The sequence below is a fragment of the Sphingomonas sp. 67-41 genome, from assembly GCF_001899725.1.
Taxonomy (GTDB): domain Bacteria; phylum Pseudomonadota; class Alphaproteobacteria; order Sphingomonadales; family Sphingomonadaceae; genus Sphingomonas; species Sphingomonas leidyi.
Genome location: NZ_MKWJ01000025.1, coordinates 177,417 through 198,922, shown reverse-complemented (window position 1 = coordinate 198,922; position 21,506 = coordinate 177,417). Strand labels below are relative to the sequence as shown.

17 protein-coding genes are annotated in these 21,506 nt (G+C 68.0%); 8 read left to right on the top strand and 9 right to left on the bottom strand.

Annotated elements, in window-relative coordinates; genetic code table 11:
- Positions 1-44: 44 nt before the first annotated feature.
- On the bottom strand, positions 45-1,328 hold the full coding sequence (locus tag BGP17_RS19130) for an acyl-CoA dehydrogenase family protein (protein ID WP_286713193.1): 1,284 nt from the start codon (positions 1,326-1,328) through the stop codon (positions 45-47).
- A gap of 143 nt (positions 1,329-1,471) precedes the next feature.
- Here BGP17_RS19130 and BGP17_RS19125 point away from each other — a divergent pair, with 143 nt between their 5' ends.
- Positions 1,472-2,710: a TetR/AcrR family transcriptional regulator gene (locus tag BGP17_RS19125; RefSeq protein ID WP_167298833.1), complete on the top strand. Its 1,239-nt coding sequence runs from the start codon at positions 1,472-1,474 to the stop codon at positions 2,708-2,710.
- A 59-nt stretch (positions 2,711-2,769) separates the two neighbouring features.
- Positions 2,770-3,486, top strand: a complete 717-nt coding sequence (locus BGP17_RS19120; protein ID WP_286713192.1) for a hypothetical protein — start codon at positions 2,770-2,772, stop codon at positions 3,484-3,486.
- Here BGP17_RS19120 and BGP17_RS19115 read toward each other — a convergent pair.
- The 8 genes from BGP17_RS19115 to BGP17_RS19080 form a co-directional block, all read right to left on the bottom strand.
- Complete coding sequence (locus tag BGP17_RS19115) at positions 3,483-4,553, bottom strand: PepSY-associated TM helix domain-containing protein (RefSeq protein WP_286713312.1); 1,071 nt, start codon at positions 4,551-4,553, stop codon at positions 3,483-3,485. The two genes, BGP17_RS19120 and BGP17_RS19115, sit on opposite strands and share 4 nt — an antisense overlap.
- Before the next feature lie 14 nt (positions 4,554-4,567).
- Positions 4,568-6,799, bottom strand: a complete 2,232-nt coding sequence (locus tag BGP17_RS19110) for a TonB-dependent receptor (RefSeq protein WP_286713191.1) — start codon at positions 6,797-6,799, stop codon at positions 4,568-4,570.
- Between the two features lie 125 nt (positions 6,800-6,924).
- Positions 6,925-8,070, bottom strand: coding sequence for an MFS transporter (locus BGP17_RS19105; RefSeq protein ID WP_286713190.1), 1,146 nt, complete (start codon positions 8,068-8,070; stop codon positions 6,925-6,927).
- Positions 8,071-8,087: 17 nt separating this feature from the next.
- Positions 8,088-8,861 (bottom strand): DeoR/GlpR family DNA-binding transcription regulator, encoded by a 774-nt coding sequence (locus BGP17_RS19100; RefSeq protein WP_286713188.1) that lies wholly within the window; start codon positions 8,859-8,861, stop codon positions 8,088-8,090.
- A gap of 55 nt (positions 8,862-8,916) precedes the next feature.
- The gene (locus BGP17_RS19095; RefSeq protein WP_286713187.1) at positions 8,917-9,291 is read right to left on the bottom strand and encodes a hypothetical protein; all 375 of its coding nucleotides are present in this window, start codon (positions 9,289-9,291) and stop codon (positions 8,917-8,919) included.
- Positions 9,292-9,407: 116 nt separating this feature from the next.
- Positions 9,408-12,179 carry a TonB-dependent receptor gene (locus tag BGP17_RS19090; RefSeq protein ID WP_353681885.1) on the bottom strand — a complete coding sequence of 924 codons (2,772 nt, stop codon included), beginning with the start codon at positions 12,177-12,179 and terminating at the stop codon, positions 9,408-9,410.
- Between the two features lie 357 nt (positions 12,180-12,536).
- On the bottom strand, positions 12,537-13,607 hold the full coding sequence (locus tag BGP17_RS19085) for an acyl-CoA dehydrogenase family protein (RefSeq protein WP_167298827.1): 1,071 nt from the start codon (positions 13,605-13,607) through the stop codon (positions 12,537-12,539).
- A gap of 105 nt (positions 13,608-13,712) precedes the next feature.
- On the bottom strand, positions 13,713-14,933 hold the full coding sequence (locus BGP17_RS19080) for an acyl-CoA dehydrogenase family protein (protein ID WP_167298826.1): 1,221 nt from the start codon (positions 14,931-14,933) through the stop codon (positions 13,713-13,715).
- 214 nt (positions 14,934-15,147) lie between these two features.
- On the opposite strand from BGP17_RS19080, the gene BGP17_RS19075 reads away from it, so the two are divergent.
- From BGP17_RS19075 to BGP17_RS19050, 6 genes are all read left to right on the top strand, one after another.
- Entirely contained in the window at positions 15,148-16,374 is a 1,227-nt protein-coding gene (locus tag BGP17_RS19075; RefSeq protein ID WP_286713186.1) for a TCR/Tet family MFS transporter, read from the top strand.
- A 73-nt stretch (positions 16,375-16,447) separates the two neighbouring features.
- Complete coding sequence (locus BGP17_RS19070; protein WP_286713185.1) at positions 16,448-17,971, top strand: class I adenylate-forming enzyme family protein; 1,524 nt, start codon at positions 16,448-16,450, stop codon at positions 17,969-17,971.
- Positions 17,968-18,741, top strand: a complete 774-nt coding sequence (locus tag BGP17_RS19065) for a thioesterase family protein (protein WP_286713184.1) — start codon at positions 17,968-17,970, stop codon at positions 18,739-18,741. Before BGP17_RS19070 ends, BGP17_RS19065 begins: the two co-directional genes overlap by 4 nt.
- A gap of 111 nt (positions 18,742-18,852) precedes the next feature.
- Positions 18,853-19,281: an EF-hand domain-containing protein gene (locus BGP17_RS19060; RefSeq protein ID WP_286713183.1), complete on the top strand. Its 429-nt coding sequence runs from the start codon at positions 18,853-18,855 to the stop codon at positions 19,279-19,281.
- 89 nt (positions 19,282-19,370) lie between these two features.
- On the top strand, positions 19,371-20,090 hold the full coding sequence (locus BGP17_RS19055) for a response regulator (RefSeq protein WP_167299412.1): 720 nt from the start codon (positions 19,371-19,373) through the stop codon (positions 20,088-20,090).
- Complete coding sequence (locus BGP17_RS19050) at positions 20,087-21,499, top strand: sensor histidine kinase (protein ID WP_380926224.1); 1,413 nt, start codon at positions 20,087-20,089, stop codon at positions 21,497-21,499. The genes BGP17_RS19055 and BGP17_RS19050 overlap by 4 nt, the downstream gene beginning before the upstream one ends.
- Positions 21,500-21,506: the final 7 nt, after the last annotated feature.

Sequence of the window (21,506 nt, the reverse complement as noted above, 5' to 3'; positions counted from 1 at the left end):
CGCCAGCGACTCAGGATCCCCGCCTGCGCGGGGATGACGACGAATTATCGGCTCACCCCAATCTCACCCGACGAAGCCCGGTCCGCCTTGAAGTCCGCATACTTCCCGAACTCGTTGCGCGCGATCGCCCGGCAATGCACTTCGTCCGGCCCGTCCGCCAGGCGCAGCGTGCGGATGCCCGCCCAGTCGTGCGCCAGCGCGAAATCGCCCGAGACGCCGGCCCCGCCATGCGCCTGGATCGCGTCGTCGATGATCTGCAGCGCCATTTGCGGCGCCTGCACCTTGATCATCGCGATCTCGAGCTGGGCTGCCTTGTTGCCCGCCTTGTCCATCATATCCGCCGCCTTCAGGCAGAGCAGCCGCGTCATCTCGATGTCGATGCGGGCGCGGGCGATGCGCTGCTCCCAGATCGAATGGTCCGAGATGCGCTTGCCAAAGGCCACGCGGCTGACGAGCCGCCTGGCCATCGCCTCGATCGCCTCTTCCGCCACGCCGATCGTCCGCATGCAATGGTGGATCCGCCCCGGCCCGAGCCGCCCCTGCGCGATCTCGAAGCCGCGCCCTTCGCCGAGCAGCACGTTCTCGGCCGGCACGCGGACATTCTCGAGCACCACTTCGCCATGCCCATGCGGCGCATGATCATACCCGAAAACCGAAAGCATCCGTTCGATCTTCACGCCCGGGGCATCCATCGGTACCAGGATCATGCTCTGCTGGGCGTGCTTGGCGGCGCCGGTATCGGTCTTGCCCATCACGATCGAGACGGCGCACCGCGGGTCGCCCACGCCCGAGCTCCACCATTTCCGCCCGTTGATCACATAATGATCGCCGTCGCGCGCCATGCTGGTCTGGATGTTGGTCGCATCCGAGCTCGCCACCGCCGGCTCGGTCATCAGAAAGGCCGAGCGGATATCGCCCTCCATCAGCGGCGCGAGCCACCGATCCTTCTGCGCCCGCGTGCCGTAGCGGTGGAGGACTTCCATATTGCCGGTGTCCGGGGCCGAGCAGTTGAAGCACTCGGACGCCCAGCCGAGCCGCCCCATCTCCTCGGCACAAAGCGCATATTCCAGGTTGGTCAGCTGCGTGCCGCGAAACTCGAAGCTGTCGTCGACATGGGCCTGGCCCGAATGCGGCGGCATGAAGAAGTTCCACAGACCCGCAGCCTTGGCCTCGGCCTTCACTTCCTCGATCACCGGCAGCACCTTCCAGCGATCGCCCTCCTTCTGCTGGGCGCGATACTCGCCGTCGCGGGGCCGGATGCGCGCGTCGATGAACGCCTTCACCCGGTCGCGGAAATAGGTCTCGCGCTCGCTCAGCGTGAAATCCATGGCGCATCCTCTCCGATTTCAGTTTCAAAGACCGGAGTAGAGCATACCGGATATTCGGTAAAGTCGGGCCGGCGCGAAAATCGGCACAACGGCGATTCGAAAAAACGCTTTGGCTTCACACCAAATCCGTTAGACTGGTTGCAATGAATGCACCGGGGAAAGTCGAAATCGCAAGCGCGACGAAACGCTTCCAGGCCAAGCGGGATGCGATCCTCGCCGCGGCCGCGGACGCGATCAACGAGCAGAGCGCCAAGGGCATGACCTTCGCCGACGTGGCCCGCCGCGTCGGCCTCAATACCACGTCCGTAACCTATTATTTCAAGCGCAAGGAAGACCTTGCCGCCGCCGCCTTCGAGCAGACGCTCGACCGGCTGGAGGCGATGCTCGAAGATGCCGCGCGCGAGCCCACGCCCGAGGCCCGGGTGGCGCGCTACCTCAACATCAACATGGAACGGCTCGCGCGCATCCGCCGCGGCGCCGAGCGCGACTTCGCCATCCTGTCCGACCTGCGCGCCATGGAAGACCCGATCAAGCGCGAGCTGCTCGACCGCTGGCGCGACGTGTTCCGCAAGACGCGCGCGCTCTGGGGCCCCGCCGCCAGCCGGGCCGAGACCGACCTCCACGGCGCCCGTGCGCACGTGCTGCTCGAGAACACCTTCTGGCTCACCGCCTGGCTGCCGCGCTACGAGGTGGACGAATATCCGCGTGTCGAGGCGCGCCTGATGGACGTGTTCCGCACCGGCATCGCCGCCCCGGGCGAAGCCTGGACGCCCGCAATGCTCGACATCGAGCATGACGAGCCCGAGCCGGGCCGCGAGGCCTTCCTGCTCGCCGCCACGCGGCTGATCAACGAGCTCGGCTATCGCGGCGCCTCGGTCCAGAAGATCGCCAGCGAGCTCAACGTCACCAAGGGCAGCTTCTACCACCATCTCGACGCCAAGGACGAGCTGGTCATCGCCTGCTACAAGCGCAGCTTCGACATCATCGCCGACGCCCAGCGCCTGGCCGAGAATGCGGGCGGCACGCATTGGGAGCAGCTGGAGAGCACGATCGCCACGCTGCTCGACTATCAGTTCAGCGAGCGTGGCCCGCTGCTGCGCACCACCGCGCTCTCGGGCCTGCCGCCCCAGGTCCGCTCGACGATGATCGACCGCTCCAACCGCATCGCGCGCCGCTTCGCCGGCATGCTGTCGGATGGCATCGCCCAGGGTTCGATCCGCGCGATCGACCCGCTGGTCGCCTCGCAGACGCTGATGGCGCTCCAGAACGCCGCGTTCGACATGCGCAAATGGGCCAGCACCATGCCGCGCGAGCGCGCAGTGGCCTTCTATGCCTCGACGATCGCATTCGGCCTGTTCGACGATCGGGTGCTGATGGCATAAGCATGCGAACCAGCCCAGTCATGGCAAGCACTGGGAAGTAGCGCAGCGGGGGAGCCATCATGCCGAAGATAAGCACCTATGAGAATTTGGGGCTCCCCGACGGTGCACGACACACGATATTTGCGATTTCCGTGCTCCTATTTCTGTCCCCCTATCTGGCCGGCGCCGATTTCGGCATCGCCAAGGTTCCGGAGATCAAATCGCACGCCATCAACTTGAAGATCATTGGCCCTGCCCTGCTGGCCATGGTCTTGCTCGGCTATGCGAAGATCTGGCCACGCAAGGTGGCGACCAAATCGAACAGCGTACCCTTGGCCTATGTCGCGCGCGAGAAACTGCGATTCGGGCTGAATCTTGGCTGGCAGCTCGCTCGGTTCGAACTGACCGATGACTCGCCCTTTCCGGAAGCGGCGAAGGCCGCCATGGCCATCAAGGCGGAGATCACCGATCTGCTCGCAGCGGACTCCTTCCCCAAATCCGTTCAGGATCTTTCCTTCCGCGAACTGATGAGATCCGTTCTATCCTATTATTGTGCTACCGATATGGAGAAGCACGGTGCAATCCTCGTCGGCGTGGCGGCGATGCGCGCTTCGCTGATCGGGGTCAGCACCGATCAGGGCAGGAACGCGGAAATGTCCGATCTCGCCCTTTCGGCCCTGGCCGAGGCAGATCACGCCATCATCCCCGACAAGCAGGGTTTTTTCGAGGCGCTGCTCCAAAAGTCCCCGAATACGATCACCGACCTCGCAAGGGTCGTTGAAGAAGACTGCCGCTAGGGCCGCCGCCCCTTCATCCCGGGCCGCTTGAACCAGAAGCTCCACACCGCCAGGCTGCCGAGCAGCAGCATCGCCAGCCCCGATACGGTGAGCAGCAGCCGGTAGAACAACCCGCCCACCTTGGCGGCGTGCACCGGATAGGCGCCGTTGAAGATCTGCGCACCCCTGGGCAGCGCCAGCGCGTCGATCGATCCCAGCACGTGCCCGTCGGCAGCATCGAACCAGATGTTCGAGCGGCCATTGGGCAGCCACTCGCCCGCCCGCCGCATCCGCACCAGGATCGGGTCACCGGCCTTGCGCGGCAGCGAGAGGATGCGGATCTGCGCATCGGGGAAGCGCGCATGCGCCGCCGCCACGATCGCCCGCCAGTCGGGATGCGCCGCGAGCGGACCGCTCTTCGTGCGAGGCGGCTTCATCGCCGCCGCATCGGCCGCAGGCGAGGAGAAGGGCGCAGTGATTATCGCGGCGAAGGGCTTGAAGATCATCATCGTGCCGGTCACCGCCGACAGCAGCAGCAGCGGCGCCACCACGATCCCCAGGTCGCGGTGCTGCATCACGATCATCGGCCGGCTCAGCCGCTTGGGCCAGAGCCGGAACCTGAAGGTCCTGCGCGTCCGCCACCACAGGATCGTGCCGGTGATCACGAACAATATCGCCGCGAGCCCAGCAATGCCGATCACCGTCTCGCCGACATCGCCGGTGAAGAGATGGTGGTGCAGGTCGAACAGCCACAGTTCCGGGCGGCTCCATTGGCTGTCCCAGCGCGTCACCACATTGCCGGCCTGGTCGGCATAGGCGCCCGCGCCCTTGGCCAGGCGCAGCTGGTGCAGCCCGAAGCGATCGTCGGCATAGACGATGCTCTGCGCGGCCGGTTCGGCCGCCATCAGCCTCGCCGTGGTCTCCGCGATCGCGCCTTCGTCCGCCACGCGCACGTCCACCGCATGCGGCAGGGTGAGCGCCAGCCAGCTCTCCTCATGGACCAGGATCGCGCCGGTCAGCCCCATGATCGCCAGCACCAGGCCGAGCACTCCGCCCGTCCAGCGATGGACCAGGTCCAGCCAGTGCATCGCGCCGCGCCGCATCAGAAGCGATAGTCCCAGCCCAGCGTGAAGGTGCGCCCGCGCCCGGCATAGAACACCGTGTTGTCGTTGGGCAGGCGCGTGTCGGAGCTATAGTCGATGTACATCTTGTCGAACAGATTGGTGACGCTGAGGCTCAGCCCGCCCAGCCTGGTCTGGTAGCGGACATAGGCGTCGGTCAGCACATAGCCGCCGAAATCGTTCATGAACAGCTTCTGCGGGTGCAGCGGATTGGCATCGTCGATCGCCCGCGCCTTGCCGTCGAAGCGGCGCGACAGGTAGAATTGCGTCTGCACGCGCGCGCTGAACGGCCCGCTGGCATAGTCCGCGGCCAGGTTGATGCGATCGGGCGAGATGTTGGTCCCGTCGAGGTCAGTGTCGACCTTGCCGTCGGGCACCGCGTCCGCGTCGTAGCGGCCGCTCAGATGCGCATAGCCGATGCTCGCCTTCAGCCCCGGCACCGGCAGCTTCACGCCCAGATTGACCTCGAGCCCCTGGATCTCCACGCGCTGGCGCTGCACGTCGAATATCCCGCTCGCGCGCGCGATCAGCAGCTGCCCCTTGTCGCTCGACGACCAGAAATAGGTGACCGAGCCGTCGAGCGGGCCGCGCTTCACTTCCACGCCGATCTCGCGGTTGTTCGAGACGATCGGCGAGATGTCGAGATAATGGTCCAGGTCGACGCCGGGCACCTTGATCGCCCGGGTGATGCGGCCGATGTCGGGCACGGTGAAGCCCTCGGCATAGCTCGCATAGGCGCGGATGCCGGCGACCGGCTCCACGATCACGCCGCCGTTGAACAGCAGGTCCTCGAACTTCGGCTTGCCGCCGGCCACCGCGACGCCGCCATAGGTCGCCTTGTTGGGCGCGACATAGGTGGTCGAGGCGAGCGTGTAGTAATCGTCGATCCTGATCGCGACATTCTCGTAGCGCGCGCCGCCGGCCAGGCGCAGCTTGCCGCCGAACAGCTTGAGGTTCGCCTGGGCGAAGGGCGCCAGGCTGCGGAAGTCGCTGGGCGGCACCCACACGCGGCCGGTGGCGATCAGCCGCTGCTCCGTCTTGTCGATCAGCGCGTCGAAGCCCAAGGTCGCGGTCAGCGCCTCGAAGCCGGGCACCGCGCGCTCATAGCTCAGCTTGGCGCCCAGCTTGCGCGAGCGGTTCTCGGACTGGTCGAACAGCTTCTCGGCCGGGTCGAGCCTTGGGTCCTGGAAGGTCGCGATCGGCGCGATCTCGCCGCCGAACCGGTCGTGCGTGCGGTTGAAGAAGATCTGGCCGACGAAGTTGCCGCCGCCCAGCGCCGTATCGGTATAGGTCAGCGCCACGCTCTCGGTGCGGCTCGCCGCCGGCTTGCCCGGGGCGTCGCCGCGGATCGCGCTGGTCGGCAGGCCGGTGGCGCGGTTGCCCGGCACCGCGACATAGTTGCCACCGCCCTTCAGCTCGAAACGGCTGGCGATCAGGTCGATCCGGCCGGTATCGCCCAGCTGGTAGCCGATGCGCGAGAACAGCGAGACCGTGGTCGAATCCTGCGTCTCGCCCTGGGTGAGGTTCAGCCCGACGCGGCGCCCGTCGCCGTCGTAGAAGACGCCCCGCTTCTCATAGGCGGCGCCGAAGCTCGCGTCGAAGCGGCCGGACTTCCATTGCACCAGCCCCGCGGCCTTGCCGCCGATGCCGTCGCTTCGGAAGTCGTTGTCCGCGGTCCCCTGCAGCAGCACGCGCCCGCTGATCCCCTCGGTCTTCGGCGCACCCACCGTCACCTGGTTGACGATGCCGCCGGTGCCGCCGATCCCCTGCAGCGCGTTGGAGCCATAGATCAGCTCGACCCGGTCGACGAAGAAGCCGTCGATGGTGAAGCCGTCGCGGCTGCCGTCGCGCATCGGCGTCGATTGCGGGATGCCGTTGATCGCATAGAGCGGCGAGCGCCCGCGCAGCGTCTCGCCCGCACCGGACAGCTTCTGGCGCGTCGGCGAGAAGGACGGGGTGAGGTTCGCCACCGCATCGGTCACCGATCCCGAGATCGCGATCTGCTGGTCGAGCCGCTGCTTGTCGATCACGTCGATGGTGAGCGGCAGCGCGTTGGGCGGGAGCACCGTGCGCGCCGCCGTGACGACGATCTCCTCGGAAGCGTCCGCATCCTTTCGCGGTTCCGCCTGCTGGGCATGGGCGACCTGCGGCAGGGTCGCGGCGAGCGTCAGCAACGGCAAGGAAAGCAGCGAAGGGCGCGCGCGCACGGCCATGTAGGAGACCCCCAGGAGTTTCGCCGTGCCGCCACGGGCCGGCCTGTTCGCGGGAGCCGCTAGCAGCGAGGAGATGCTATTGCAAGCTAGTCGCAATAGCTCCTTTGCGAGGCACCGCCATCGCTTCAGCCCGAACTGGCCGCCCGCGCCGTCCGCCGGGCGGTAAAGGGGACCAGCAGCAACAGCACCGCCAGCATCCAGAAAGCGGCCCGCAGCCCGATCGCCTCCGCCACCACGCCGATCGCCGCGGGCCCGGCAAGGATTCCGGCATAGCCAAGCGTGGTGATCGCTCCGATCGCCAATGCCGGCGGCATATGGGCCTGCGCCCCCGCAATGCGGAACAGCACCGGCACGATGTTTGACGCGCCCAGCCCGATCAGCAGGAACCCCGCCAACGCGATCGGTGCGACCGGCACGCTCAGCAGCACCAGGAATCCTGCAACTGCAATCACGCCGCCGCCGAGCAAGGTGCGATAATCGCCCAGGCGTGCCGTGAGCCTGTCCCCCAGCAATCGCCCGCTCGTCATCGCAATCGCGAACAGGATATAGCCCAGGCCGCCTTGCGTCGCGCCGACCAGTCCCATCTGGGTGATCAGCAGCGCGCTCCAATCGAGCATCGCACCTTCGGCAAGAAAGGTTGCCATGGCGAGCACCGCCAGCAGCACCACCACGCCGTGCGGCCACACGAACAGCGGCCCGTCCTCGCCTGTCATTGCCGGCAGCAATCGCGGCCAGGCGACCAGCATCGCCGCCAGCATGATCCCCGCGCACACCAGGCTGCCGGCGAGCGCGCTCATCTTGAACGACAGGAAGATCGTCATCAGCCCGGCACCGGCAAAGCCCCCGATACTGAACAACGCATGAAATCCGGACATCAGCGGCTGTTTCGCCGCGCGTTCCACTTCCACCGCATGCACGTTCATTGCCACATCGAGCGAGCCGAGCGCGGCACCGAACAGCAGCAGCGCGCCGCCAAGCGCGACGGGCGTAGCGGCGATCGTCAGCAGCGGCAGGATCAGCGCAAGCGCAATGCCGCTCGTCACGATCACCGGCTTGCCGCCATAGCGCGCGCTGAGCGGCCCGGTTGCCAGCATCGCTGCGATGGAGCCGATGCCGATGCAGAGCAGCAGCATGCCAAGCATCGCAGCATCGATGTGAAGGCGCTGCTTGGCAAAGGGCACCAGCGGCGCCCAGCAGGAGATCCCGAACCCGGCGACCAGGAAGGATAGACGAGTGGCCAGCCGCGTGGCCGGGCGATCGGCGGAAATCATGGGATGCTCCGGCAGGTTCAGGCGGGATCGGCGACGAGGATGGCGCGGCACCCCGCCGCATCGAGCGAAGCGCGTTGCGCGGCGGAGGCGCTCGCCTCGACTACCAGCATGTCGATCTGGCCAAGCGCTGCGACCTGGTGCGGCGCGGCGCGGTCAAGCTTGTCGTTGGCGATCAGCACCACCGTGCGCTCGGCCCGGGCAATGACGCTACGCTTGAAGGTCGCATCGGCGAGCTGCGCTGCTCCCACCCCCTCCTCCGACACCGAGCAGGCGCCGATGAATGCGCGGTCGAAGCGCATCTGCACCAGCGCCTGCAGCGCCACGGCATCGACGCAGCCGCCGATGATCGGATCGGCCTCGCCACCCAGGACGATCAGCTTCAGGTCCTGCCGCCGCAGCGCCGCCGCGGCGATGTCGATCGAATTGGTCGCGATGGTCAGGTCATTGTCTTCGGGCAGGAATTCGACCAGGGCAAGGTTGGTGCTGCCGCTGTCGAGGAACAGGAACTCGCCCGGCCGGATCGTCGTCGCGGCAGCGCGGGCCAGCGCACGCTTATGCCCCTGGTCGCCCTCGATCCGCGCCGCCATCGGGGCCGAGATCGGTGAAATGGGCAGCGCGCCGCCATAGACGCGCCGGCACTTTCCCTCGGCAGCCAGGGCACGCAGATCACGCCGGATCGCATCTTCCGAAACCTCGAACTCGGCGGCCAGGGCGCCAGCCGAAACCGGCTGCCCATCGGCAAGGCGCGCGGCAATCGCATCGCGCCGCGCATTGGGGAGATCAACAAGCATGAATCGGCAATATCGTGCATAATTATGCGAGTCAACGCGCACGATTGTGCACGATCTAGCCGTTTCGCTGTCGCGGCGCCTCGAAGCGCAGCCCGCCGCGCGTCTCCACCGTGATCGGTCCGCGCGGCTTGGCGGGCAGCGCCGCCTTCACGCGCCCGAACAGCCGCCGCGCGTCGCCCGCCCGGCGCGTCCGCACGCAGAGCGTCGTCTCCCCTTCCCGCCCCCAATGCTGCTCGTCCACCGCGCGCACGCCGCGATCGCGCGCGAGCAGCGCCCGCACCCGTTCGAAGGCGGGCCCGTCGATTCCCATCGCATAGCTGCCGAACCGGACGCTGACGGCGCATTCGCCCGCTGGCGCCGCCTGGGCAAGGGCCGATGCCGGCGCCGCCGACGCGAGGAAGGCAAGGATGGGCAGCAGGAACGAGCGCATGGGCCATTTCTCCAGAATCGATGCCGTTCTCCGGCCTGCCGGCTGAACCGCGTCTGAAACAGCGAAACGGGCCCGCGGATCGCTCCGCGGGCCCGTCCCGATCCCTCCCTCAGGCGTCAGAAGCGCGAACGCAGCGTGATGCCATAGGTCCGCGGCTCGGCGAGATAGGCCGAGAAGATCTGCGACCCGCCCGGATAGCCCGGCGTCGGCGTGGTGCTCACCGCCTGGAAGGGCGAGCTGAAGCCAACCTGCATGTAATTGGCCTTGGTCGCGTTCTGGACCCAGAACTCCAGCGCCCAGAGCTGGTCGTTGCCGCTGATGCCGATACGGCCATTGACCACCACGAAGCTCTGCTGCTCCTTCTGCGGGAACAGGTCCGAGCCGGTGTTGTAGCGATCCGCCAGGCGGGCATCGACATAGAGCAGGCCGCGCAGCGATCCGCCCAGCGACGGCGTCCAGCCCGCCGAGCTCGTCACCACCCATTCGGGTGCGTTCGAGAGGAGCTGGCCCGGCAGCAGGCGCAGCGCCGGATCGAGCGGCGCGCCGCTCCCGGAGCCGACCAGGTTGTTGGCATATTTGGTCTTGGCATAGGTCACGCCGAAGTTGAAGTTCAGGTCGCGCACCGGCGACATGCCCATTTCGACTTCGAAACCGGTCGAGACCACGCCCGGCTTGATCTGGTTCGACGGGCAGGCGCCGGTCGTGGCGCTCAGGTCGCGATCGCCACCGCCCAGGTCGACCTTGCAGCCATTGATGTTCTGGACCAGGTACACCGTGCCGTTGAACGTGTTCAGCTGGAAGTTGCTGAATTCCTGGCGGAAGCCGGCGACGTTCAGGTTGAAGCCCCGGGTCGAGAGCTTCATGCCCGCTTCATAGGCGGTGACCGTCTCCTCCTCGAACTGGAGCACATCGGCATAATAGCCGGCATTGGCCAGGCTGATCGGGAAGATCGGCAGCGGCTGGGCCGGGTTCGGGTTCTTGAAGGCCGAGCGATCGAGGTTGAAGCCGCCGGCCTTGTAGCCGCGCGAATAGCTTGCATAGAGCAGGATGTTGTCGACCGGCTTCCACGAAAGGATCGCGGTGCCGGTGAACTTGTTCTCCTTGCGCTGGTCGTTCAGCGTCAGCCCGTTGAGCGCCGAGGACGAGCCGCCCTGGCAGCTCAGCGTGATGATGCCGCCCGCGAGCGGCGCCAGGGCGGGCACGCCCATGAAGGGCAGCAGATTCGCCTGCTGCACCGGGCATATCGTGTTGGTATTGTTGAAGTTCGCGTTCAGCTTCTTGGTCTCGTTGGTGTAGCGCAGGCCCACCGTCAGATCCACGTTGCTGGTGACGTGAAAGATATTGTGCGTGAAGAAGGCGAAGTTCGAGCTGGTCTGGTCGAAATTCGCCGTGTCGTCGCCGACGTTGCGCACGGTGTCGAGCCGCTGCAGCCCGCCGACCATCGCCGCGCCTGCCGCGCCGAGCGGCCCGAGCGTGTTGCTCAGCACCGCGACGCCGGTGGGCGTCAGGCAGCCGACATTGTTCGGATTGTAGAAGGCGCTGAACGAGCCATAGACGATGCGGCAGGCGGCGAACCGGCCATAATCGTTGCCGAACTTCAGCTCGCTCTTCGTGTCCAGGTCCTCGTGTGCGTAATAGCCGCCCACCAGCCAGTCGAGCTTGCCGCCGAACGCCTCGCCGTGGAAGCGCAGCTCCTGCGTGAAGGTCTTGAACTGGCGGCCGCTCTTCGGGCCGAAATAGAGGATGTCGGCCAGGCCGTAATCGGCATCGGCCGCCTGGGTGTTGTCATAGTTGCGATAGGCGGTGATCGACGTCAGCTCGACGCCGCCCAGGTTCCAGTTGACCTCGCCCGAAAAACCCCAGTCCTTGGTCTTGCCGGTATAGGAGCGGTTGGCGCTGGTCGCGATGCGGCGCGAATAGGCGTTGTTGTAGCCCGGGAAATACTGCGCGAAGGTCGTGCCCGTGATCCCGGTCAGCACCGTCGCCACCGGCGTGCCCGGTGCGATCAGCCCGGGATTGGTCGGCGAGACATAGGCATTGGCCTGCGACACGTCGGCGGTCGCATAGACGGCGGCGCAGCAATCCTCCTTGCGATAGCTATAGTCGCCGATCAGCCGGACGGAGAGATCGGAGCTCGGCTGGAACAGCAGCTGGCCGCGGACGAGATAGCGGTCGCGATTGTTGATGTCCCGCCCGGTATTCACATCGTGATAGAAGCCGTCGCGCTTCGAATAGAGCCCGTCGAGGCGGAACGCGACCTGCTCGGAGAGCGGCCCCGTCACCGCGCCCTGCAGGCGCCACGCGTCGTAATTGCCATAGGTCGCCTCGGCCATGCCGCCAAAGGTGAACTCCGGCCCCTTGGTGGTGACGCTGAGCATGCCGGCCGAGGCGTTGCGCCCGCCCAGCGTGCCCTGCGGCCCGCGCAGCACTTCGATGCGCTCGATCTCGCCCAGATCGTTCAGGCCCAGGCCGGTGCGCGAGCGGTAGACGCCGTCGATGAAGGTCGCGACCGAGCTTTCCAGGCCGGGATTGTCGCCCACCGTGCCGACGCCGCGGATGCGGGCGGAAGTGTTGGCATCGCTGCCGGTCGAGGAGACGAGCAGCGAGGGGGCGACCTGGTTGAGCGCGCGAATGTCGTTGGCGCCGGTGCGCTCGAGCTGGGTGGCGGTCACTGCCGAGACGGCGAGCGGCACGTCGGCGAGCACCTGGGCGCGGCCCTGGGCGGTGACGACGATCTCGTTGGGATCGCGTGTTCCCGTGTTCTGCTCGGCCTGGTTCTGGGCAGTCGCGTCGGCCGGCGTCTGGGCGTCCTGCGCGAAGGCAGGGGCCGCCAGAGCAAAGCTGAGCGCAGGAACAGCAACGCACGACAAAAGGCGTAACCGCATCATCATCATCTCTCCCACCACGGGCCAGAGCACTTTGCCGGCTCCATACCCTATCCTCGAATACTGACAGGTCCCGGAGGGACGTCAAGCAGAACAAAGGTTGCAAAAGGGGACTAACTCAGCAGTGTTGCGCAAATGTCATATATTGCTGGCTTATGTCTCCACCGCTTGGCCGAATCGATCTTCGAATGCCGGCCCGTCATTTCTACGCGGTTCGTCAGCTCCAAGCCGTCATCCCGCGAAGGCGGGGATCCGGAGTGGCAGAGCGATGCCCTTCATGCCTCTGGATCCCCACTTCCGCGGGAATGACGGCGCGGGACCCATGAGAATAGCGACGATCGGAAATGTCGCCGGCGCGCCTCAATATCCGTTCAGCCGGGCGAACCGGTCGCGGTGCCAGGCGGCATTGCCCCATTGCGCCTCCAGCACCCGCGCGCGCTTCAGGTAGAAGCCCGCGTCATGCTCGTCGGTCATGCCGATGCCGCCGTGCAGCTGGATCATCTCGCGGCTGACCAGGTGCAGCGTCTCGTTCGCCACCGCCTTGGCCAGGCTCGCTTCCTGCGCCACGTTCGCGCGCCCGCTGTCGATCGCCTCCAGCGCGCCCTCCACCGCCGAGCGGCACAGCTCGAGCTCGGTGAACATCTTCGCCATGCGATGCTGCAGCGCCTGGAAGCTCGCCAGCACCTGCCCGAACTGCACCCGCGTCTTCAGATAGTCGTTGGTCTGGGCAAAGGCGCTCTCGGCCATGCCGAGCATCTCCGCCGCACTCGCCGCCGCCGCTCGGTCCGCCACCTGCGCGATCAGCTCCGCGCCGCCGCCCAGCGCCTCGGCCGGCGCGCGGTCGAACGTCACCTGCGCATGGCTGCGCGCGTCGGTCAGGTGACGCGGCGACCGCGTCACGCCGGCATCGCCCGAGACGAGATACAGCCCGTCCGTCGCCGCCACCACGAACAGCTGCGCGCTGTCGCCCTCGGGCACGAAGGCCTTCACGCCGCTGAGCTTGCCGCCTTCCACTTTCGTCGCGATCTTCGATGGATCGAAACGCGGGCCCTCGTCGATCGCCAGCGTGGCAACCAGCGCGCCCGCCGCGATCCTCGGCAGCCATTCGGCCTTCTGCGCTTCCGATCCGCCCATCAGGATCGCGCTGGTCGCCGCCGCAGTGGCGGCGAGCGGCGTCGCGACCAGGTTGCGGCCGAGCTGCTCGAGCACCAGGCCCAGCGAGACATAGCCCATCCCCGCCCCGCCCTGCGCCTCGGGCACCAGGATGCCGGCCCAGCCCATCTCGGCCTGGGCCCGCCACATCTCCGCGTCATAGCCGGCGGCCGGGGCGGCATCGCGCATCTTGCGAAACGCAGTGACGGGGGCCTCGTTGTCCGCCCATTCGCGCGCCATGTCGCGCAGCATCGTCTGTTCTTCGGTCAGGATTGCCATGAAACTCCCTCTCTCCGCTTGCGGGGAGAGGGTCGGGGAGAGGGGCATGCCACCCGCGCTCTCCCCCTCTCCCCGGCCCTCTCCCCCGAAGGGGAGAGGGAGCAACTATTGATGGTCCAGCATCCCCAGGATGCGCTTGGCGATCACGTTGTTCTGGATCTCGGTCGAGCCGCCATAGATCGACACCGCCTTGCCGAAGAGCCAGCTGCGCACGTCCTTGATCGCGTCTTCCTCGAACCCGTCGCCGTCCCAGCCGAGGCCGGCCAGCCCGCGGATCTCGATCAGCAGCTCCGAGCGTTCCTGCATGATCCGCGCGCCGACATTCTTCATGATCGAAGTGGCGGCGCTCGGCCCCTGGTTGGACTTGGCCTCCAGCGCGGTGCGCCGCAGCGTCAGCATGAAGCTGCGCAGGTCCATCTCGTGCCGGGCGATCCGGCCGCGCAAATCGGCGTCCGCGATCCGCCCCTCGGCATCCACGCCGACATGTTTCTTCGCGATCTGCCCCAGCGAGGCGCCGGCAAACATCCGCCCTGCCGCCGATCCGCCGCCCGACAGGCTGGAGCGCTCGTGCTGGAGCAGCCGCTTGCCGATCGTCCAGCCCTCGCCTTCCTGGCCCACCCGGTTGGCCTTGGGCACCTTCACATCGGTGAAGAACGTCTCGCAAAAGGGCGAGCTGCCCGAGATCAGCCGGATCGGCTTCACTTCCACGCCCGGCGTGTCCATGTCGACCAGCAGGAAGGTGATGCCCTCATGCTTCTTCGTCTTGTCCGTGCGGACCAGCATGAAGCATTTGTCCGCCCATTGCCCGCCGCTGGTCCAGGTCTTCTGGCCGTTGACGACATAATGGTCGCCATGGTCCTCGGCAAAGGTCTGGAGCGAGGCGAGGTCCGATCCCGCGCCCGGCTCCGAATAGCCCTGGCACCAGCGCACCAGCCCCTTGGCGATCGCCGGGATATGCGCGCGCTTCTGCTCCTCCGAGCCATATTCGAGCAGGGTCGGGCCGAACATCATCACGCCCATGCCGCCGATCGGGTTCCAGGCGCCCGCGCGCTGCATCTCTTCCTGGAGGATCCGCGCCTCGGCCCGGCTCAGGCCGCCGCCGCCATATTCCCTGGGCCAGGTCGGCACGCCCCAGCCCTTGTCGCCCATCGCCTGCTGCCAGGCGGCTTCCTCGGGCGAATTCTCGTGTGGCCCCTCGATCGCGGACATCGCATTGTCCTTGCCCTTCAGGGCGGGCGGGAAATTGGCCGCGATCCATGCGCGGGCCTCGGCGCGGAACGCATCCAGGGGATTCGCCGGGGCGTCGATATCGGGGGCCGTGGCCATCACTCTACTCCGGATGTTCTTGTCGTTTCGAATTTGCGGTACGGCTACGCGGGCGTCAAGCCATTCCATCGTCGCGCGCGCCGCCCCTCCGCCATTCCCGGCCATCCTTCATGACCGCCACTTGCCACGGCGGCATTGTTCCCATTATGTTCCAAAGATATTGCGCGTGGCGGGAATGCCCGCCTCTGCTAAGGGGCCGGAAAAGGGGATAATCATGAAGTTCGAACATCGCGCGGTGCCGATCGTGCTGATCGCCGTGCTCATCGACGTGATCGGCTTCGGCATCGTCATGCCGGTGCTGCCCGCACTCGTCACCGAGCTGGGGCATGTCGAGCTCGACGCCGCCACCCGCATCGCCGGCTGGATGCTCGCCGCCTTCGCCATCGCCGGCTTCTTCGCCGGCCCGGTGCTCGGCAATCTGGGCGATCGCTATGGCCGCCGCCCGGTGCTGATCCTGTCGATGGTCGCCTTCGCGATCGACTATGCGCTGATGGCCGCCGCGCCCAGCCTCGCCTGGCTGTTCGTCGGCCGAGTCATCGCCGGCATCGCGGGCGCCACTTTCGGGCCGGCGAGCGCGGTGATCGCCGACGTGACGCCGCCCGAGAAGCGCAGCGCGGTGTTCGGGCTGGTCGGCGCGGCGTTCGGCGTCGGCTTCATCCTCGGCCCGGCGCTGGGCGGGATCAGCTCGGTGCTCGGCCTGCGCGCGCCCTTCCTGATCGCCGCGATCTGCGCCGCGCTGAACGCGGTGGTGATGTTCTTCTTCCTGCCGGAGACGCTGGCGAAGGAGAATCGCCGGCCCTTCCGCTGGTCCGACGCGCACATCATCGGCGCCTTCCGCCCGCTCTTCCATGCCGGCAATGCCGGGCCGCTGCTGCTCGCCTGGTTCTTCTGGCAGCTCGCCGGCACCGTCTATCCCTCCACCTGGTCGTTCTGGGCCGCGATCCGCTTCGGCTGGGATGCGACGGCGATCGGCTGGTCGCTCGCCTATGTCGGGTTCCTCACCGTGCTGGTGCAGGCGCTGCTCACCGGGCGAGTGATCAAGCGGTTCGGCGAGCGCGGGGCGGCGCTGATCGCGCTCTGCGCCGCCTCGTTCACGCTCTTCTCCTATGCCTTCATCCAGCAGGGCTGGCAGGTCTATGCCTTCTTCCTGGTCGGCGCCTTCGGGGCCTTCGCCTATCCGGCGCTCAACGGCACCTTGTCGGGCATGGTCGGCGCCTCGCATCAGGGGGCGCTGCAAGGCGGCATCTCGAGCATGAACAATGTCGCGGCGATCCTCGGCCCGCTGATCGCCACCCAGGCGCTGGCGGCCGGCTCGCATCGCGGCTTCGACGGCGCCGCCTTCCTCGTCGCCGGTACGCTGATGGCCTGCGCCGCGCTGATCATCGCGCTGTTCGTGCACATGCGCCCCGCCCCCGCCGGGGAGCCGCAACCGAGCGAATAGGCATTTTTTCGAAGAATGCGTATGGCCTTCGTCCCGGCGCTCTTCTAGGCGTGCCGGGAACGGGGGAGAAGCTATGCGTACCGAAGCGATGCTCGCCGGCGAATTCGCCACATTGTCCGATCTGATCCGCGGCCATGCGGAGGAGCGGCCGGACAAGCCGGCGATGATCTGCGAGGATCGGTCGATCGGCTATGCCGCGCTCGATGCGATGCTCGACCGCGTCGCCGCGGCGCTCCAGCGCGAGGGGCTGGCCAGGAACGAAGCGGTCGCGATCCTGGGGGCGCCCTCGATCGAATATGCCTGCGCCTTTTTCGGCGCGCTGCGGGTCGGCTGCGTCCCCACGCCGCTCCAGCCTTCGGCCACGCCGGCGCAACTCGCCGCGATGATCGCCGATTGCGGCGCGAAGGTCCTGTTCCTCGATGCCACCGGGGCAAGGGCGCTGGGCGACGCGACGGTCGCGGCGCAGCGCGTGGCGCTGGACGACGGCGATGCCGGCATCGCCTTCCACGCCTTCCTAGCGCCCGAGGGCAGCAGGCCCGTACCGGTCGAGGTCGGGCCGGACGATCCGTTCAACATCATCTACAGCTCCGGCACCACCGGCGTGCCCAAGGGCATCGTCCAGCCCCAGGCGATGCGCTGGATCCACATCGCCCGCGCGCCCGGCGGTTTCGCCAATGCGGTGACGATGATTGCCACCCCGCTCTATTCGAACACCACGCTGGTCAGCTTCATCCCGACGATCGCCTGGGGCGGCACGGCGGTGCTGCTCGGCAAGTTCGACGCGCGCACCTTCGTGTCGCAGGCGGCGAAGCACCGCGCCACCCATGCGATGCTCGTGCCCGTCCAGTATCAGCGGATCATGGCGCTGCCCGATTTCGACAGCTTCGACCTCTCCGCCTTCGTCCTCAAGACCTGCACCAGCGCGCCCTTCTCGGCCGCGCTCAAGGCCGATGTGCTCGCCCGCTGGCCGGGCCTGCTCGTCGAATATTACGGCATGACCGAGGGCGGCGGCACCACTGCGCTGCTCTGCAACATGCACCCCACCAAGCTCCACACCGTCGGCACCCCGCTGCCGGGGCAGGACATCCGGCTGATCGACGAGGCGGGCAACGAAGTGCCCCAGGGCGAGATGGGCGAAGTGGTCGGCCGCTCGGGCGCGATGATGAGCGGCTATCACGGCCGCGCCGAGGCGACGCGCGACGCCACCTGGCACGACGCCGAGGGCAATCGCTACATCCGCCACGGCGATGTCGGCCGCTTCGACGAGGACGGCTTCCTGATCCTGATGGACCGCAAGAAGGACCTGATCATCTCGGGCGGGTTCAACATCTATCCCTCGGACCTCGAGGCGGAGCTGGGCGCACACCCCGGCGTGGCGGATTGCGCAGTGGTCGGCATCCCTTCCGAGCAATGGGGCGAGACGCCGGTCGGCTTCTTCACCGGCCCCGGCGACCCGGCGGAGGTCCTCGCCTGGTTCAACGCCCGGGTCGGCAAGACCCAGCGCCTGGCCGACCTGGTCAAGCTCGACGAACTGCCGCGCAATGCGATCGGCAAGGTCCTCAAGCGCGAGCTGCGCGACCGGTACGCCGCGGCATGACGCCGCTCGCGGACATATTGGCCGGCGCCGTGCGCACCGACGGCGGCTTCACCACGGCCGTGCCCGCCGACTGGATGCAGGGGCGCACCGCCTATGGCGGCCTTTCCGCCGCGCTCGCGCTCCAGGCCGCGCTCGAAGCCGAGGCCGACCTGCCGCCGCTCCGCTCGGCCCAGATCGCCTTTATCGGCCCGCTCGCCGGGGAAGTCCGCGTTACCGCCACCCGGCTGCGGCGCGGCCGCAACGCCGCCTTCCTCCAGTCCGACGTCGCCTCGGAAGCGGGGCTGGGCCTGCGCGCCACCTTCGTGTTCATGGCACCGCTTGCCTCGGCGCTCGCCCATGACACGGCGGCACGCGCGCCCGTGCCGCCGCCGGCGGCGGACGCCGAACTCTATACGGGCCCCGAGGATTTCTTCACCGGCAACTTCAACTTCCAGGACCATCGCGAGGGCACCCGCCCGGCCGAATGGCTGCGCTGGGCCCGGCTGCGCGCGTTCGACGGCCTCCACCCGTTTGTCGAGCTGATGGCGATCGGCGATGCGCTGCCGCCCGCGGCCTTCAAGCTGATCGAGGAACGCCGCACGCCGCTCAGTTCGCTGAACTGGCAGATCAATTTCCAGACCGCCGAGCCCCGCACCACCGATGGCTGGTGGTTGCTCCACGCCGCCGCCGACACCGCGCATCACGGCTATTCCACCCAGCGCATGGCGATCTGGAACGCGGCGGGCGAGCCCGTCGCCGAGGCGATGCAGGGAGTCGCCATCTTCGGCTGAGACAATTTGCGACAGTTTCCCGGGCGCATGACAAACCCGTGCGACAGCTGCTGTCCAGAACCGGATCCTGTCGGGGCCACACCCCCCGGATGCACAGGAGTTCGATCCCCGATGAAGAAGTTCGCCCTCGCCGCCGCCTTCGGCGCGACGCTGCTGGCCGCCCCCGCCTTCGCGCAGGACGCCCCGCCGGCCCCGCCCCCGCCCGGCGGCGGCATGTTCGACCGGCTCGACGCCAATCACGACGGCGTGATCACCAAGGAAGAGTTCCAGGCCGATGTCGCCGCCCGCTTCGCGCGGCTCGACGCCAACCATGACGGCAAGGTCAGCGCGGAAGAGCGCGCCGCCGCGCGCCCCGGCGGCGGCGGCGGCCGCGGCATGGCCGGCGACATGACGCTTGCCGACATGCAGGCCCAGGCCGAGCGCCGCTTCGACCGGCTCGACACCAATCACGACGGCAAGATCGATCAGGCCGAGTTCGCGGCGATGCGCGCGCGGATGGAACGTCGCGGTCCCCCGCCGGGCGGCTCGGAGAGCAACTGAGCCCGCCCGATCTGGCCCGGGCGGGTTCGCCTCCTCACCCGCCCGGGCACCCCTTGTCTTGCGGCATGCCCATGACTTACGAACCCGACATGCCGGACACGCCGCACCTCCTGCTCGTCGAGGACGAACGCTCGATCCGCGAGCCGCTCGCCCAGTATCTCACCAAACAGGGGTTCCGGATCACGCAGGCCGGCGATGCCGAGGGCGCCCGCGCCCGCATGGCCGCCTATGCCATCGATCTGGTGGTGCTCGACATCATGATGCCCGGCGAGGACGGCCTGTCGCTCTGCCGCCACATCCGCGAGAGCAGCGACACGCCGGTGATCCTGCTCACGGCCCGGGGCGAGGAGACCGACCGGATCGTCGGCCTCGAAATGGGCGCCGACGATTATGTCGTGAAGCCCTTTTCCCCGCGCGAGCTCGCGGCCCGCATCAAGGTGGTCCTGCGCCGGCTCCAGGCCGGCGGCATCCGCCAGCACGCGCCCGACGCGGGCAGCTTCGCCTTTGCCGGCTGGGTGCTCAAGACCGGCGAGCGCGCCCTGGTCGACCGCGAGGGCGTCTCGGTTCCGCTTTCCACCGGCGAATACAGCCTGCTCCACGCGCTGGTCACCCGTCCCCGCGCGGTGCTGACCCGCGACCAGCTGCTCGACCTGACCCAGGGCCGCGAGGCAGCCGCCTTCGACCGCGCGATCGACAACCAGGTCAGCCGGCTGCGCAAGAAGATCGAACCCGACCCCCGCAACCCGGCGATCATCAAGACCGTCTGGGGCGGCGGCTATACGCTGGCGGCCGAAGTGACCCGGCTTTGATCGGGCGCATTCGCCTCTTTCCCCGCTCGCTTCCCGGCCAGATCGCGCTGCTCGTCGCGGTCGCGCTGTTCGTCGCCCAGGCGATCAATTTCGGTTTCCTCGTCCGCGAGCGCCAGAACGCGCGCTTCGCCCAGGTGATCGTCCCCACCGTCACCCGGCTGATCGACGCCGCCGAGCGGCTCGGCGCGCCGGTGAACCCGCGCCCGGACGCGCCGGGCATGGCCGATCGCCGCAGCGGGCATGACGGGCACGAGGGACGCCGCCAGCTGCGCGGGCGCGTCGATTTCGGCCCGGCCAACCCGATCCCCGCCGAGCTCACCCGCCGCAGCGACATCGAGCGCGACTTTCGCCGCGGGCTTACCGATGGCGGCGTCGCCGTCGGCCAGGTCATCGCCGTGGTCCGCCCGATCGACGGCAGCCGCCCGCTCCTGAAGCGCATGGACCCCGCCCGCGCCGAACGCCTTCGCCGCATGGGCGCCGAGCTGATGGTCGCGGTCGAGCTTCCCGGCAGGGGCTGGCTCTCGCTCAGTTCGGCCTGGCCACGCTCGGAGCGTGCCCTGATCTGGCAGCTGCTGGCGCAGACGCTCATCCTCTATATCGTCGTGCTCCTGCCCGTGCTCTGGGCCGGCCACCGCATCGCCCGTCCGCTGCGCAAGCTCGCCACTGCCGCGCGCGATTTCCATCCCGGCGACGGCGCCCGCCCGGTCGAGGAGAGCGGCCCCAGCGACGTGCGGGCGGTGATCGCCGCCTATAACGCGCTCAGCACCCGCGTGACGGGCATGCTCGACGAGAAGGACCGCATGCTCGGGGCGATCGGGCATGACCTGCGCACGCCGCTCGCCGCGCTGCGCGTCCGCATCGAATCGGTGGAAGACGAGGACGACCGCGCCCGCATGGCCGACACGATCGACGAGATGAACCGCACGCTCGACGACATCCTCAGCCTCGCCAGGCTCGGCCGCCCGAGCGAGCCGCCGACCGATGTCGACCTGTCCGCGCTGATCGACGCAGTGGTCGAGGATTTCCGCGATCTCGGCCGGGACGTGACCTTCGAGGAAGCTCCGCGGCTGCGCATGCACCTGCGCCCCGCGCTGATGCGCCGCGCGGTGCGCAACCTGATCGAGAACGCCGTCAAATATGGCGGTGGCGCCGAGGTCCATCTGCGCCCGGGCGATCAGCGCGTCGCGATCGAAGTCTGCGACCGCGGCCCGGGCATCCCGCCGGAGAAGCTGGAGAAGGTCTTCGATCCCTTCACCCGCCTCGAGGAATCGCGCAACCGCGAGACCGGCGGCGCCGGCCTCGGCCTCGCGCTGGCCCGCGCCATCGTTCGCGACGCGAGCGGCGAGATCAGCCTCGCCAATCGCGAGGGCGGCGGCCTGGTGGCGACGATCACCCTGCCGCGCAGCTGATCCCCGG